Source organism: Neobacillus sp. OS1-32 (assembly GCF_030915425.1).
GTDB lineage: Bacteria > Bacillota > Bacilli > Bacillales > Cytobacillaceae > Neobacillus > Neobacillus paridis.
The window spans coordinates 1,612,402-1,628,251 of record NZ_CP133263.1 but is presented as its reverse complement, the minus strand read 5'-3'; the positions used below and the strand labels follow the sequence as shown (position 1 = coordinate 1,628,251).

At 41.1% G+C, this 15,850-nt stretch carries 12 protein-coding genes and 1 pseudogene; all 13 read left to right on the top strand.

Features of this window, described 5'->3' with window-relative positions:
• Positions 1 to 8 precede the first annotated feature (8 nt).
• The 13 genes and pseudogenes from RCG24_RS08220 (at position 9) to RCG24_RS08160 (ending at position 15,818) form a co-directional block, all read left to right on the top strand.
• A complete protein-coding gene (locus RCG24_RS08220; RefSeq protein WP_202653928.1) occupies positions 9 to 4,334 on the top strand; it encodes a PolC-type DNA polymerase III in 4,326 nt (1,441 codons plus the stop codon).
• 188 nt (positions 4,335 to 4,522) lie between these two features.
• Positions 4,523 to 4,993 carry a ribosome maturation factor RimP gene (gene rimP / locus RCG24_RS08215; RefSeq protein ID WP_308078854.1) on the top strand — a complete coding sequence of 157 codons (471 nt, stop codon included), beginning with the start codon at positions 4,523 to 4,525 and terminating at the stop codon, positions 4,991 to 4,993.
• 45 nt (positions 4,994 to 5,038) lie between these two features.
• Positions 5,039 to 6,160: a transcription termination factor NusA gene (gene nusA, locus RCG24_RS08210; RefSeq protein WP_308078853.1), complete on the top strand. Its 1,122-nt coding sequence runs from the start codon at positions 5,039 to 5,041 to the stop codon at positions 6,158 to 6,160.
• A gap of 17 nt (positions 6,161 to 6,177) precedes the next feature.
• The gene (gene rnpM / locus RCG24_RS08205) at positions 6,178 to 6,462 is read left to right on the top strand and encodes an RNase P modulator RnpM (protein ID WP_202653931.1); all 285 of its coding nucleotides are present in this window, start codon (positions 6,178 to 6,180) and stop codon (positions 6,460 to 6,462) included.
• Entirely contained in the window at positions 6,459 to 6,761 is a 303-nt protein-coding gene (locus RCG24_RS08200) for a YlxQ family RNA-binding protein (RefSeq protein ID WP_202653932.1), read from the top strand. The genes rnpM and RCG24_RS08200 overlap by 4 nt, the downstream gene beginning before the upstream one ends.
• A gap of 20 nt (positions 6,762 to 6,781) precedes the next feature.
• Positions 6,782 to 9,085 carry a translation initiation factor IF-2 gene (infB, locus tag RCG24_RS08195; RefSeq protein ID WP_202653933.1) on the top strand — a complete coding sequence of 768 codons (2,304 nt, stop codon included), beginning with the start codon at positions 6,782 to 6,784 and terminating at the stop codon, positions 9,083 to 9,085.
• Positions 9,085 to 9,363, top strand: a complete 279-nt coding sequence (locus tag RCG24_RS08190; protein ID WP_202654328.1) for a DUF503 domain-containing protein — start codon at positions 9,085 to 9,087, stop codon at positions 9,361 to 9,363. The genes infB and RCG24_RS08190 overlap by 1 nt, the downstream gene beginning before the upstream one ends.
• Before the next feature lie 17 nt (positions 9,364 to 9,380).
• A complete protein-coding gene (gene rbfA / locus RCG24_RS08185) occupies positions 9,381 to 9,761 on the top strand; it encodes a 30S ribosome-binding factor RbfA (RefSeq protein ID WP_202653934.1) in 381 nt (126 codons plus the stop codon).
• A gap of 85 nt (positions 9,762 to 9,846) precedes the next feature.
• Positions 9,847 to 10,767 carry a tRNA pseudouridine(55) synthase TruB gene (gene truB / locus RCG24_RS08180; protein WP_202654329.1) on the top strand — a complete coding sequence of 307 codons (921 nt, stop codon included), beginning with the start codon at positions 9,847 to 9,849 and terminating at the stop codon, positions 10,765 to 10,767.
• Positions 10,768 to 10,797: 30 nt separating this feature from the next.
• Positions 10,798 to 11,763 (top strand): bifunctional riboflavin kinase/FAD synthetase, encoded by a 966-nt coding sequence (ribF, locus tag RCG24_RS08175; RefSeq protein WP_374049137.1) that lies wholly within the window; start codon positions 10,798 to 10,800, stop codon positions 11,761 to 11,763.
• Between the two features lie 156 nt (positions 11,764 to 11,919).
• A complete protein-coding gene (gene rpsO, locus RCG24_RS08170) occupies positions 11,920 to 12,189 on the top strand; it encodes a 30S ribosomal protein S15 (protein ID WP_202653935.1) in 270 nt (89 codons plus the stop codon).
• A 225-nt stretch (positions 12,190 to 12,414) separates the two neighbouring features.
• Positions 12,415 to 14,532, top strand: a pseudogene (pnp, locus tag RCG24_RS08165) (polyribonucleotide nucleotidyltransferase).
• 326 nt (positions 14,533 to 14,858) lie between these two features.
• Positions 14,859 to 15,818 (top strand): polysaccharide deacetylase family protein, encoded by a 960-nt coding sequence (locus tag RCG24_RS08160; protein WP_308078852.1) that lies wholly within the window; start codon positions 14,859 to 14,861, stop codon positions 15,816 to 15,818.
• Positions 15,819 to 15,850 lie beyond the last annotated feature (32 nt).

Genomic DNA, 15,850 nt, shown 5'->3' with positions numbered 1-15,850 from the left:
AGAGAACGATGAGCGAACATGCCCTTGGCAATAAAAAGCGATTCCAACTCTTGCTCCAGCAGCTGCAATTGGTTGACGATGCTGTTGTAGTGCATTTTAATAATGCGCAAATTGAAAGGTTATTGGTTGAAAAGAAATCGAGGAAGTGGCATTTTCAATTTTTGCTTGAAAAAATCCTTCCCTTTAATGTGTATATTCAATTTGCTACAAGACTTGAGAAAACTTTTTCGCATATTGCAAAAATTTCATATGAATTCAATGTTGAAAGTCCCACGTATACTCAAGAATTACTGCAACAATACTGGAGTTATTGTATTCAGCAAATAGACGGCATTTCCCCCCCTCTATTAAAGCTTTTAAATGAACAAATCCCCTTGGTTAACGGGCATAAACTGACAGTCGCTGTTCATAATGAAGCTGAAGGATTAACGATTAAGCGGAAATATAGTTCTGTGATCGCAACCACACTCCAGTCTTTCGGGTTTCCGGCAATTTCAATTGAAATGGAAGTAAAAAAAGCAGCGAACAGTAATGAATATGAGCAGTTCTTACAAGCCAAGGAACAAGAGGATCATGAAAGAGCACTTTTAGCATTGGCAGAAATGCAAAAGCAGGGGGCCGAGAAAGACCAAGACAATGGCGATGCCAGTGAAGGACCGCTTTCAATTGGCCTTTCGATAAAGGATGACAGCGATCTGCGCAGCATGATCGAAATTGTTGATGAGGAAAGACGAGTTGTCGTTGAGGGGTATATCTTTGATGCCGAAATCCGTGAATTAAGAAGCGGCCGCTCCTTGCTTACATTTAAAATTACGGACTATACAAGCTCCATCATGGTCAAAATGTTTTCCCGTGATAAAGAGGATGCCAATCAATTTCAACGTGTGAAAAAAGGCATGTGGGTAAAGGTTCGCGGCAGTATTCAAAATGATACCTTTGTGCGCGACCTCGTGATGATTGCGAACGATATTCATGAAATAAAACCGGTTGAACGCAAGGATACGGCACCAGAGGGAGAAAAGCGCGTTGAACTGCATCTTCATACCCCCATGAGTCAAATGGATGCTGTCACGCCAGTAAGCACACTTGTGGCCCAGGCGAAAAAATGGGGTCATAAGGCGATTGCCATTACCGACCATGCAGTTGCCCAGTCCTTTCCAGAAGCATTTAGTGCTGGAAAGAAACATGATATAAAAATTCTTTATGGGGTCGAGGCCAATTTAGTCGATGATGGTGTTCCTATTGCCTATAATGATGCTCACCGTCTGCTTGAAGAGGATACTTATGTTGTCTTTGACGTTGAAACAACGGGACTTTCTGCTGTGTATGACACGATTATTGAGCTTGCTGCAGTAAAGGTGAAAGGCGGGGAGATTATTGACCGATTTGAATCATTTGCCAACCCCCATCATCGTTTATCAGCGACCACGATTAATTTGACCAGTATAACTGATGAAATGGTGGAAAATGCTCCGGAAGTTTCCGAAGTGCTGACCAAGTTCCGTGATTGGGCTCAAGATGCAATCCTGGTTGCACATAATGCCACGTTTGATATGGGCTTCTTAAATGTCGGTTATCAAAAAATCGGTTTTGAAAAAGCGGCCAACCCGGTCATTGATACTCTGGAACTGGCTCGTTTCCTGCATCCGGAACTAAAGAACCACCGCCTAAATACATTGACGAAAAAATATGATGTCGAATTAACACAGCATCACCGAGCCATTTATGATGCTGAGGCGACAGGTTATTTGTTAATGAAAATGTTAAAGGAAGCCCATGAAAAAGGGATTCTGTATCATGATGAATTTAACGAATATATGGGAAAAGGCAATGCTTATCAACGAGCCAGACCCTATCATTGCACGCTTTTGGCCCAAACAGAGGCGGGTTTAAAAAACCTATTTAAATTAATTTCGATTGCTCATGTTGAATATTTTTACCGTGTGCCAAGGATCCCTCGCTCAGTTCTGCAAAAATACCGCGAAGGAATTATTGTTGGCTCGGCCTGCGACAAAGGTGAAGTGTTTGAAGGAATGATGCAAAAGCCTCCGGAGGAAGTCATGGAAATTGCCCGTTTTTATGATTATCTAGAGGTCATGCCAAAGCAAGTGTATGCACCGTTGATTGAAACGGAACTGGTCCGTGATGAAAAGGCGCTCGAGCAAATTATTGGCAACATCGTCGCTTTGGGAGACAAGCTGGGGATTCCAGTTGTCGCAACCGGGAATGTCCATTATTTGAACGAAAATGATAAGATCTATCGGAAAATCCTGATTAATTCTCAGGGCGGTGCCAATCCGCTCAATCGTCATCAACTTCCCGATGTTCATTTTCGGACAACCAATGAAATGCTCGATGCCTTTGCCTTTTTAGGAGCAGAAAAGGCTAAGGAAATCGTTGTCACCAACACAAATAAAATTGCTGATATGATAGATGTGATCAAGCCGATAAAGGATGAATTATATACACCAAGAATTGAAGGTGCGGAAGAAGAAATTCGGCAAATGAGCTATGAAATGGCCCATAAAATATACGGCGACCCGCTGCCGGAAATTGTTGAGGCAAGGCTGGAAAAAGAATTAAAAAGTATTATTGGCCATGGGTTTGCGGTTATTTATTTAATCGCCCACAAATTAGTCAAGAAATCTCTTGATGACGGCTATCTTGTCGGGTCAAGGGGCTCTGTCGGTTCTTCGTTAGTGGCAACAATGACGGAAATAACCGAAGTGAATGCGCTGCCGCCACATTATGTTTGTCCGGAATGCAAACATTCAGAGTTCTTTAATGATGGTTCAGTCGGATCGGGATTTGACTTACCTGATAAAAATTGTCCACAATGTGGGGCGAAGTATCGCAAAGACGGCCACGATATTCCTTTTGAGACCTTTTTAGGTTTTAAAGGGGATAAGGTTCCTGATATTGATTTGAACTTCTCCGGTGAATATCAGCCAAGAGCTCATAATTATACGAAGGTGTTGTTTGGAGAAGACAATGTCTACCGTGCGGGAACAATCGGCACAGTGGCTGAAAAAACAGCTTTTGGCTATGTAAAAGCGTATCAACAGGATAATAATTTGCATATCCGCAATGCCGAAGTGGAACGGCTCGCTGCCGGCTGTACGGGTGTTAAACGGACAACCGGTCAGCATCCAGGCGGAATTATCGTTATTCCAGATTACATGGACGTATTTGATTTTACCCCGATCCAGTTTCCGGCGGACGACCGGAATTCGGAATGGCGGACAACCCATTTTGATTTCCATTCCATTCATGATAACGTCCTAAAACTGGATATTCTTGGTCACGATGATCCGACGGTAATCAGAATGCTTCAGGATTTAAGCGGAATTGATCCTAAAACGATTCCAACGGATGATCCCGAAGTCATGAAAATCTTTAGCAGTCCCGAATCACTGGGGGTAACTGAGGAACAAATTATGTGTAAAACCGGAACACTTGGAATTCCTGAATTTGGGACAAGATTTGTACGGCAAATGCTTGAAGATACAAAACCAACCACTTTTTCCGAACTTGTCCAAATTTCCGGTCTGTCACATGGCACAGATGTTTGGCTGGGCAATGCCCAAGAATTGATCCAAAATCGGACTTGTACCTTAAGTGAGGTGATTGGCTGTCGGGATGATATCATGGTGTATCTGATTTATCAGGGGCTTGAACCTTCGTTTGCGTTTAAAATAATGGAATCTGTCCGTAAAGGAAAAGGGTTAACGGAAGAAATGGAAGCGGAGATGCGCAGGAATAATGTCCCTGAGTGGTATATTGACTCCTGTAAAAAAATTAAATACATGTTCCCTAAAGCCCATGCTGCTGCCTATGTATTAATGGCGGTACGGATTGCCTATTTTAAAGTTCATCTGCCGCTTTTATACTATGCTGCCTATTTTACCGTGCGGGCTGAGGATTTTGATATTGAAATCATGACACGTGGGCCAGAAGCGATTCGGGCCAAAATGGAAGAAATCAATGCCAAAGGATTAGAAGCTTCAAATAAAGAAAAAAGCTTGCTAACTGTTTTAGAATTGGCATTGGAAATGACCCAGAGAGGTTTCTCTTTCCAAAATTACGATTTATACAAATCGGCTGCTGCAGAGTTTATCATTGATGGGAATTCATTAATCCCGCCATTTAATTCTATCCCAGGTCTTGGCACTAATGCCGCCCAAAATATCGTCAAGGCTCGGGCAGAAGGGGAATTTTTATCAAAGGAAGACCTGCAGCAACGTGGAAAGGTGTCCAAAACCATCCTGGAATATTTGGATAAACAGGGCTGTTTGGAATCACTGCCAGAACAAAACCAACTCTCCTTATTCTAGGGGTGCTTCCGCTTTTCTGATTTGCATAAACAATATGGTTATGGTATAGTTTTATTGGAAATACTAAAGATTACTCTCGTATCTAAGAGTGGGATTCTCCCACTCTTTCGTGTTGTTTACAGTGGTTTTTTTGTTACTTTGATAAAGCTTCCGCTAAAGATCGGTCTGGGTGGAAAAGGAGGTATGGCATGAGCAAAGTAACGGAAGTGGTCGAAGAACTGGCCGCACCGATTTGTCAAGAGCTTGACATAGAACTGGTGGAAATAGAATATGTGAAGGAAGGAAAAAGCTGGTTTCTTCGCGTATTTATTGATAAAGAGCTTGGTGTGGACATTGAAGATTGCGGTTTGGTAAGTGAACGTCTTAGTGAGAAACTGGATGAAGTGGATCCCATTCCACACAACTACTTTTTGGAAGTATCATCTCCTGGTGCTGAACGACCATTAAAAAAACAAAAGGATTTTGAGAAGGCGATTGGTAAAAATATTTTAGTTAAAACGTATGAACCAATTAATGGTGAAAAAAGCTTTGAAGGTATTTTACTTGAATTTGATGGTCAACAGATTAAACTCGAAATGAAAATGAAAACCCGAAAAGAAACCATTGAAATTCCTTATGAAAAAGTCGCTGCTGCAAGGCTTGCTGTCACTTTTTCGTAATGATTACCCAAAAGAAAAATAACAGGATTAGGGGGATACAAAAAAATGAGCAGCGAATTATTGGATGCTCTTACCGTTCTGGAAAAAGAGAAGGGCATTTCCAGAGATGTATTAATAGAAGCAATAGAAGCAGCACTGGTTTCGGCGTATCGTCGAAATTTTAATCAGGCTCAGAACGTTAGAATTGATTTAAATTTAGAAACCGGTTCAATGCGGGTTTTTGCCCGCAAAGAGGTAGTAGAAGAAGTTTTTGATCCACGTCTGGAAATCTCGTTGGAGGATGCCCAGCGTATCAATCCAAATTATCAAATAGAAGATATCGTCGAAATGGAAGTGACACCTAAAGACTTTGGCAGAATTGCCGCACAGACAGCCAAGCAAGTTGTCACCCAACGTGTAAGGGAAGCGGAAAGAGGAATTATTTACTCCGAATTTATCGACCGCGAAGAAGATATCATGACCGGAATTGTTCAAAGGCTTGATTCCAAATTTATTTATGTCAGTTTAGGAAAAATCGAAGCTTTATTGCCAGTAAATGAACAGATGCCAAATGAACGGTATAAACCGCATGACCGAATTAAAGTCTTTATTACAAAAGTAGAAAAGACAACAAAAGGACCACAAATTTTTGTATCACGCACTCATCCAGGATTATTAAAACGTTTATTTGAAATTGAGGTACCGGAAATTTATGATGGGACAGTCGAAATTAAATCTGTAGCCCGCGAAGCAGGTGACCGCTCAAAAATTTCCGTTCATTCGGATAATCCTGAGGTGGATCCGGTTGGTTCTTGTGTTGGATTAAAAGGAGCAAGGGTACAGGCTGTGGTAAATGAATTAAAAGGCGAAAAAATCGATATTGTCAAATGGTCGGATGACCCGGTTGTTTTTGTGGCCAATGCCTTAAGTCCTTCCAAAGTGCTGGATGTGATTGTAAACGAGGATGAAAAAGCAACGACAGTCGTGGTTCCTGATTATCAACTCTCCCTGGCCATTGGCAAGCGAGGACAAAATGCTCGTCTTGCTGCGAAATTAACCGGCTGGAAGATTGATATTAAGTCGGAAACGGAAGCACGTGAACTGGAAATCTATCCACGGGAAGAAATGATCAAGTTGTTTGATGATCAAATTGATTCCAACTTTGAAGAAGAAGAAAAGTTTGATTAAAGGTAAGGTGAATGATTGTGAACACAAAGAGAAAAGTTCCTATGCGCAAATGTGTGGCTACCGGTGAAATGAAACCGAAAAAAGAACTCGTTCGCATCGTTCGCACAAAAGAAGGGGAAGTCTCGATCGATTTAACCGGAAAAAAATCGGGAAGAGGGGCATACCTTTCAAGGGATAAGGAAGCAGTTCTGTTAGCGAAGAAGAAAAATATTTTATCTAATCATTTAGAAGTACCTGTAACAGATGCAATCTATGAAGAACTGCTTTCATTAATTGAGAAGGAGAACGGGTCATCCAAATGAAACAAAATCAATGGTTATCATTGCTTGGATTGGCCAATCGGGCACGAAAAATTATCTCGGGCGAGGAGTTAAGTATTAACGAAATCCGGAGCGGAAAGGCAAAGCTCGTTTTATTATCCAGTGACGCCTCACAAAATACGACGAAAAAGATTACAGATAAATGTAATTCATACAATGTTCCATTAAAAATAGTGGAAAATCGTTATCTTCTTGGCCAGGCGATTGGCAAAGAAGCCCGCGTTGTTGTAGCTGTATTGGATGATGGATTTGCTAAGAAACTGGTAACGTTGCTCGATTAATTCTAGCGGGGGTGAAAACAATGAGTAAACTACGCGTTTATGAATATGCAAAAAAACACAATCTTTCAAGTAAAGAAATCATTTCAAAATTAAAAGAAATGAATATAGAAGTTACAAACCATATGGCAACATTAGAAGAGGCTCAAATTAAAAAGCTTGATGATGTCTATAATAAAAGTGAAAGAAAGACCCAAGAGAAGAAACAGGTAAATCAAAAGCCGAAAAGGCCGGCAAATTCTTCATCTTCAGCAAAACGGAACGGCCGTCCTTCTCAGCCAAAACAAACGAAAAAACCAGATGCACAGCCAAAGGTAGCAGCAAAAGCGTCACCAAAGGCTTTTGAAGACGAAGAAGATACCGTAGCTGTACCGAGCAAGATTAAGGTTGCTGCTTCACCAAAAAGTAAAGAAGGAAAGAAGCACGATCAGGAGTACCAATCAAAAGAGAATAAAGCATTCCAGTCTAATAAAGGAAAGTCCAGACCTCATCATCATCAAAATCGTAATCATAATAAGCGGAAAAACTATCAACAAGTGGAGACTCCTCCGCAAAAGAAGAAGGAAAAAGAACTTCCGGCAAAGATTACATTTACTGAATCCTTAACGGTCGCTGAACTCGCAAAAAAATTACACAGAGAGCCTTCTGAAATTATTAAAAAGCTTTTCTTGCTCGGTGTAATGGCAACAATCAATCAAGATTTAGATAAAGATGCCATTGAATTGATTGCCAGCGAGTATGGTGTTGAGGTCGAAGAAGAAGTCAGAGTTGATACTACCGATTTAGAGGTGTATTTTACTCCTGATCCAGAAGAATCCTTAGTGGAACGGCCGGCAGTTGTCACCATCATGGGTCACGTTGACCACGGAAAAACAACATTACTGGATTCGATTAGGAATACGAAAGTAACGGAAGGCGAAGCAGGCGGAATTACCCAGCATATCGGTGCCTATCAAGTAGTTGAAAACGGTAAAAAAATTACCTTTCTTGATACTCCTGGGCATGCGGCATTTACAACAATGCGGGCTCGCGGAGCGCAAATTACCGATATCACTGTTCTTGTTGTCGCTGCTGATGATGGGGTTATGCCGCAAACAGTTGAGGCGATTAACCACGCCAAAGCAGCGGATGTTCCAATCATAGTCGCCGTCAATAAAATAGATAAGGAAGCAGCCAACCCTGATCGTGTTATGCAGGAGTTGACCGAATATGGTTTAGTGGCAGAAGCCTGGGGCGGTGATACTATTTTTGTTCCTATTTCCGCAAAAAATGGCGATGGAATCGACAACTTGCTGGAAATGATTTTACTTGTTAGCGAAGTTGCGGAATTAAAGGCAAATCCAAACCGCAAAGCATTGGGTACTGTGATTGAGGCTCGCTTAGATAAAGGCCGTGGATCTGTCGCTACATTGCTAATTCAAAATGGAACATTAAAGGTTGGCGATCCAATAGTTGTCGGTAATACATTCGGCCGTGTCCGGGCAATGGTAAATGATAAAGGTCGGCGTGTAAAGGATGCTGGACCATCTACTCCAGTCGAAATTACCGGCCTTAATGATGTGCCGCAGGCGGGTGACCGGTTCGTTGTTTTCGATGATGAAAAAACAGCCCGTCATGTTGGTGAAGCTCGTGCTCAGCAGGCATTGGTTGCCCAGCGCGGCGAAAAAGTGCGCGTCAGCCTAGATAATTTATTTGAACAATTGAAGCAAGGAGAAATGAAGGACCTTAATGTTGTTCTAAAATCTGATGTTCAAGGCTCCGCAGAGGCATTAGCTGCATCATTAAATAAAATCGATGTAGAAGGTGTCAATATTAAAATTATCCATAATGGTACAGGGGCTATAAATGAATCGGATATCACCCTTGCTGCTGCCTCCAATGCCATTGTAATTGGCTTTAATGTCCGTCCGGATGCCAATGCTAAACGTGCTGCGGAAGCTGAAAAAGTTGATGTTCGTCTTCACCGTATCATTTATAAGGTTATTGAGGAAATGGAAGCTGCGATGAAGGGAATGCTTGATCCTGAATTTGTAGAAAAAATTATTGGTCAGGCCGAGGTTCGTCAGACCTTTAAGGTTTCCAAAGTTGGAACAATTGCCGGTTCCTATGTCACTGATGGCAAGATTACACGTGACAGCGGTGTCCGCGTGATCCGCAATGGCGTGGTTATCTTCGAAGGTGAAATAGATGCCCTAAAACGCTTCAAAGACGATGTAAAAGAAGTGGCACAAGGATATGAATGTGGTATTACCATCAAAAACTTCAATGATATTAAAGAGGAAGACATCATTGAGGCATTTGTAATGGAAGAAGTGGAACGTAAATGATCATCGGCGTTGCCGACTGTGAATGCATCATTTATGATGCCCATTCCTTAAAAGAGAAACGGGCAGTATTGCAGCGAATTCTTACCCGGATTAGGCAAAAATTCAATGTTTCCGCAGCTGAGGTTGGCTTTCAAGATGTATGGCAGCGAACAAAAATTGGCATCGCTGCTATTTCCGAAGCGCGGATCGGGGCTGAACAAGAGCTGCAAAATGTATTAAAATTTATCGATTCGTTTCCGGAAATAGAAAGAACGATCACCGAAATAGAATGGCTTTAAAGTAAGAGGTGAATGTGATGAGCCATAGACCAAATCGTGTTGGAGAGCAAATGAAAAAAGAACTAAGTGACATAATCGGCCGTAAAATTAAAGATCCGCGGATCGGTTTTGTAACGGTGACGGACGTTCAAGTAACAGGAGATCTTCAGCAAGCCAAAGTATTTATTTCTGTATTGGGTGATGATGAGCAGAAAGAAAATACATTAAAAGGACTCGCAAAGGCGAAAGGATTTATCCGATCCGAGATTGGCCACCGTATTCGGCTGCGCAAAACACCTGAAATCATTTTTGAATTTGATGAATCAATCGATTATGGAAATCGGATTGAATCACTCATTCATGAACTCCATACAGAAGAAAAATCTGTGGAAACAAATGAGGAAGAAAAAAATCAATAGACATGATACACCTCGATTGAACAGGTGAAATGGATAGACAATCGTCTATCCATTTTTTTGGGACGAAAGGAGCAGAGAATGAATGGTGGAAGGAATTTTACCATTGTTTAAACCAGCTGGGTTAACGAGTCATGACTGTGTTTATCAATTACGAAAAATCTTAAAAACCAAAAAAATTGGTCATACGGGTACTTTGGATCCGGAAGTCACCGGTGTTCTCCCAATTTGTATTGGAAAAGCAACCAAGGTTGCTGAATATATGACAGATGCCGGAAAGGCTTATGAGGGTGAGGTAACGATTGGCTATTCTACGACCACAGAAGATGCTGCTGGGGAAATAGTTGCCAAAAAACCTGTTATGAAACCGATTTTGCGTGATGATATTTTACAGGTGTTCGATTCATTAACAGGCGAAATCGTTCAAACACCACCGATGTTTTCGGCAGTGAAGGTCAAAGGAGTCCGTCTTTACGAGTATGCTCGAAAAGGAATTGAAGTTGAACGACCATCGAGAAAGGTAACCATTTATTCGATTCAACTTCTGGACAACTGTTCTAAGTGGACCGGAGAAACGATCCGTTTTAGGTTTAAAGTAGACTGCAGTAAAGGGACCTATATTAGAACGTTGGCGGTTATGATCGGTGAAAAATTAGGTTATCCGGCGCATATGTCAAGCTTAACGAGGATTCGATCGGCATCGTTTTCACTGGAGGACTGTTTTACCTTAGAAGAAGTTGAAGAATTAGCAGCAGAGGGAAAAGTGGAAACCATTTTAAAGCCGCTTGAAACGGCGCTTTCTCATTTGCCCAAATTAAAAATAAATGATAAAGTAGCAGAGAAAGTGAAAAATGGTGTATTACTAGCCATTCCAGAAAATTTAAAATCATGTACCGGGCCTATTGTTGTAGAAACAAAAGATGGACTGGCGTTGGCTATTTATGCGAAGCATCCTAGCAAGTCAGATCTATTAAAACCTGTTAAGGTATTGAGGAGCAATCCAGAATAAAGGTTAAGGTAAAGAAAAGGTGAGTTTCCATTGGAAGTAATGAAGTTAGAGTTTCCTTTAAACATAACGAAACAAGAGATACCGCCATTGGTAATGGCTCTGGGCTATTTTGATGGTGTTCATTTGGGACATCAACAGGTGATTCTTGAAGCAAAAAAACAGGCAATGAACAAGGGCATGAGCAGTGCGGTGATGACCTTCGATCCGCATCCTTCGGTAGTGTTAGCGAGGGAAAAAAAGCAGGTACAATATATAACGCCATTATCTGAAAAGATTAAGGTGATGGAACAGCTTGGAGTGGACTATTTATTTATTGTTCATTTTACTGCGGAATTTGCCAACTTGCTGCCTCAGGAATTTGTTGATCAATATATCATCGGCTTGAATGTAAAGCATGTAGTCGCTGGATTTGATTATACGTATGGACGAATGGGGAAAGGCAATATGGAAACATTGCCGTTTCATTCGAGAGAGCAATTTACTTATACAGTAGTACCAAAATATACAGATAACCATGAAAAAGTAAGCTCGACAAGAATTCGCGGTCTGCTGAAGGAAGGAAAAATTGATTCTATTCCAAGCCTGTTAGGAAGATATTATACGACAACTGGGATTGTCATCCAAGGAGACAAACGCGGGAGAACACTTGGGTTTCCAACAGCCAATATCGAACTAAATGATGAATATAGTATACCCCCGGTTGGAGTTTATGCTGTCAGAATAAAGGTTAAAGATAGATGGCATCAGGGAGTATGCAATGTGGGCTATAAACCAACATTTCATAGGGACAACCAAAAGATTTCAATCGAAGTGTTCATTTTTGATTTCGACCAGGACATCTATGGGGAAGAGGCAGTGGTTGAATGGCATCTATACCTACGAAAAGAACAAAAATTTTCAGGGGTTGATGATTTGATCAAGCAAATTGAAAAGGACAAACAAAATGCTTCCGAATACTTTAGAAAAGCGGGTACACTTTTTACCAAGGTTGATTAAATTGAGAATATCTTGGATATTATTAGTGATAGAACTTGCATTTTGACGGAAAACGTTGTATTCTTAACTACGTATTAAATGAACCTTTACTTGGCATGTCGCCTCACCAACGCATGCTCAGTAACAGGTGATTTGGATAATAGGAGGTGAACTTGGATGGCACTGACACAAGAACGTAAAAACGAAATCATCAATGAGTACAAAACTCATGAGAATGATACTGGATCTGCAGAGGTTCAAATCGCTGTCCTTACTGAACAAATCAACATTTTGAACGACCATTTACGCGTTCATAAGAAAGATCATCACTCACGTCGTGGTCTGTTGAAAATGGTAGGTAAGCGTCGTAATCTTTTAACTTACCTTCGTAACAAGGATGTTCAACGTTACCGTGAGTTAATTAATAAGCTTGGTCTACGTCGTTAGTTTACAGAAGCGGGAATTTTCCCGCTTTTTTATTAGTGAAAAAAGATAAATGAATATTATATACATATTTTTAAGACTGGACTAAATGGAGCATACTAATATTAATTTGAAATGACAACATAAGCTTTTAACGGCTTTTTTTATATTTTCCAAAAGTAGATGATTACAGCGAAATATTTATTTCGTATCATCCTCCAAAGTAGTTAAGATGAGAGGGGTAAAAATATGGATCAAGAGAAACATGTATATTCCATCGATTGGGCTGGACGCAAGCTGACAGTGGAAATTGGACAGCTGGCCAAGCAGGCCAATGGAGCAGTTTTAATCCGTTACGGTGATACGGCTGTATTAAGTACAGCAACCGCTTCGAAGGAACCGAAAAATTTAGATTTTTTTCCGTTAACGGTCAACTATGAGGAACGTTTATACGCAGTTGGGAAAATTCCTGGCGGCTTTATTAAACGGGAAGGACGGCCAAGCGAAAAAGCGATTTTAGCTAGCCGCCTCATTGACCGGCCGATTCGTCCGCTATTTGCTGACGGATTCCGTAATGAGGTACAAGTTATCAGCATGGTAATGAGCGTAGATCAAGATTGTACCCCTGAAATGGCGGCAATGTTCGGATAATCTTTGGCACTCAGTGTTTCAGATATTCCGTTTGAAGGACCAATTGCTGGTGTTGTGGTCGGCCGAGTAGACAACGAGTTTGTCATTAACCCGACTGTTGAACAATCGGAGAAAAGTGATATCCATCTGTCGGTTGCCGGCACAAAAGATGCGATTAACATGGTCGAAGCGGGGGCAAATGAAGTACCGGAAGAAATCATGCTCGAAGCGATCATGTTTGGCCATGAAGAAATTAAACGGCTAATAGAATTTCAAGAGAATATTGTTGCTGAAGTCGGTAAGGAAAAGTTGCAGGTAACGCTTTTTGAAATCGATAAAGAGCTTGAGGCTGAAGTACGAGAATTATGTGAAGCAGACATGATTAAAGCGATTCAAGTACCGGAAAAGCATGCCCGTGAGGATGCGATTAAAGAAATAAAAGATCAAATCCTGGCAAAGTACGAAGAGCAGGAAGCGACTGAAGATGACCTTAAACAAGTAAAACAAATCTTGGACAAGATTGTTAAAGAAGAAGTCCGCCGTCTAATCACGGTTGAAAAAATTCGCCCAGACGGACGTCAAATTGACGAAATCCGTCCATTATCCTCACAAGTAGGCGTTTTGCCGCGTACCCATGGTTCAGGATTATTTACCCGGGGACAAACACAAGCTCTCAGTATTTGTACCCTTGGGGCGATGGGTGATGTACAAATCTTGGACGGACTTGGAATTGAAGAAGAAAAGCGATGGATGCACCATTATAATTTCCCATCCTTCAGTGTCGGGGAAACCGGTCCAATCCGTGGGCCAGGCCGTCGGGAAATTGGCCATGGAGCCTTGGGAGAGCGTGCCTTAGAACCAGTAATTCCATCGGAAAAGGATTTTCCGTATACCATCAGGGTGGTCTCTGAGGTATTGGAATCGAATGGCTCTACATCGCAGGCAAGTATTTGTGGAAGTACGTTGGCATTGATGGATGCCGGTGTTCCTATTAAAGCTCCTGTTGCCGGAATTGCCATGGGACTTGTCAAATCTGGTGAACATTATACCGTTCTGACTGATATCCAGGGAATGGAAGATCACCTTGGAGATATGGATTTCAAAGTAGCAGGGACAGCTAAAGGTGTAACGGCCTTACAAATGGATATCAAAATTAAGGGGCTGTCACGTGAAATTTTGGAGGAAGCTCTGCAGCAGGCGAAAAAAGGAAGAATGCAGATTTTAGAACATATGCTTTCAACCATTGCCAAACCAAGAGAGGAACTTTCGAAATTTGCACCGAAGATTTTAACGATGACCATCAATCCGGATAAGATTCGTGATGTGATTGGACCAAGCGGAAAACAAATCAATAAGATTATTGAAGAGACTGGGGTAAAAATCGATATCGAGCAGGACGGTACCATTTTTATTGCTTCTGCCGACACGGACATGAATCAAAAAGCAAAGAAAATTATTGAAGACATTGTCCGTGAAGTTGAAGTTGGCCAGCTTTACCTCGGAAAAGTCAAACGAATTGAAAAATTTGGTGCTTTTGTTGAGATTTTCCCTGGAAAAGATGGTTTAGTTCATATTTCTGAACTAGCCGAAGAACGGGTAGGTAAAGTGGAGGATGTTGTCAAACTTGGCGACGAAATCTTGGTAAAAGTGACGGAAATCGATAAGCACGGACGTGTTAATTTATCCCGTAAAGTAGTCCTAAAGGAGCAGCGGGAAAAAGCAGAAGAACATAGTTAATCTTCTAAATAGAAGTAGTAAGAAGGTCAGGGGCTTTTAAGTCTCTGGCTTTTTTTAGTTTTTCAGCGACCGCTAAGGAAAGATACTGAGAGAATAAGCTTCGCAGGAACAAGCTGTGCTTGTTTCTACGGCGCTTTTACTTTATGTTCTAATCCAGTTCAAGCGCCTACCCCCTCGAGGTCAAATAACCTTCGCCCCCAAAAGTCGAAAAGCGGACTTTTAGGGGCGAAGAACATTTGCTTGTCGGGGGTAACCGAGGCGCTTTTACTTTATGTTCTACCTTGTCCCTGTCATACATAATTTGTATGGAAGGAGGGAAAAATAGAATGAAAAAGGCAATGATTATATTTGGTTTTTGTATTGCTGCATGGGGGTTTGTCAATACTCCCATAGTGAAGCAATATGTTGCTGGTTTAAATCATCAAGCACTGCCTGCAATAAAAGAGACAGATTCGCTCTACCAAAGCATTAAAAATAATGCACCTACATATGAAAAGCCGCCTTCGGATGCAAAAATAGATCGAGTTTGGAAAGCTATACCGGGATACAATGGAATCAAGGTTGATATTCGCGCTTCATATAAAAATATGAAAAAAAATGGTGTTTTTGACGAAAAAAAACTTGTTTTCACCCAAATAAGACCCAAAGTTCATTTAAATGATTTGCCGGCTTCTCCTATTTACCGGGGGCATCCGGATAAACCAATGGTTTCGTTTATCATTAACGTGGCATGGGGAAATGAGTATTTATCAGATATGCTGGCCACTTTAAAAAAACACAACGTCTCAGCGAGCTTTTTTTTGGAGGGCAATTGGGTGAAAAAAAATCCGGAACTGGCAAAAATGATCGTAAGTGCTGGTCATGAGGTTGGAAATCACTCCTATTCTCATCCAGATATGGCAAAATTAACAGCAGCCCATGCTAGAGAACAAATGGTTAAAACAAATGAAATCATAGAAGCATCAACTGAAAAGAAATGTCATTTATTTGCACCGCCAAGCGGAAGCTACCGGGATGAAACGGTAAAAATAGCCGATGAATTAAAGATGAAGACGATTATGTGGACAGTTGATACAGTGGATTGGAAAAAACCGACACCGGAAACGCTCATTAACCGTGTAATGAATAAAATAGATAATGGCGCCATGATTCTGATGCATCCAACTGAACCAACAGCAGCTTCTCTTGATCGATTAATTACCCTGATTAAGCAGAAAAACTATAAAATTGGAACGGTATCTGATTTATTAAAGGAAGAAAGGATAATAATAAACAAAACAAATTAGTTAAAAGTTGGAGAAAGTAGCTATAAAAGGTA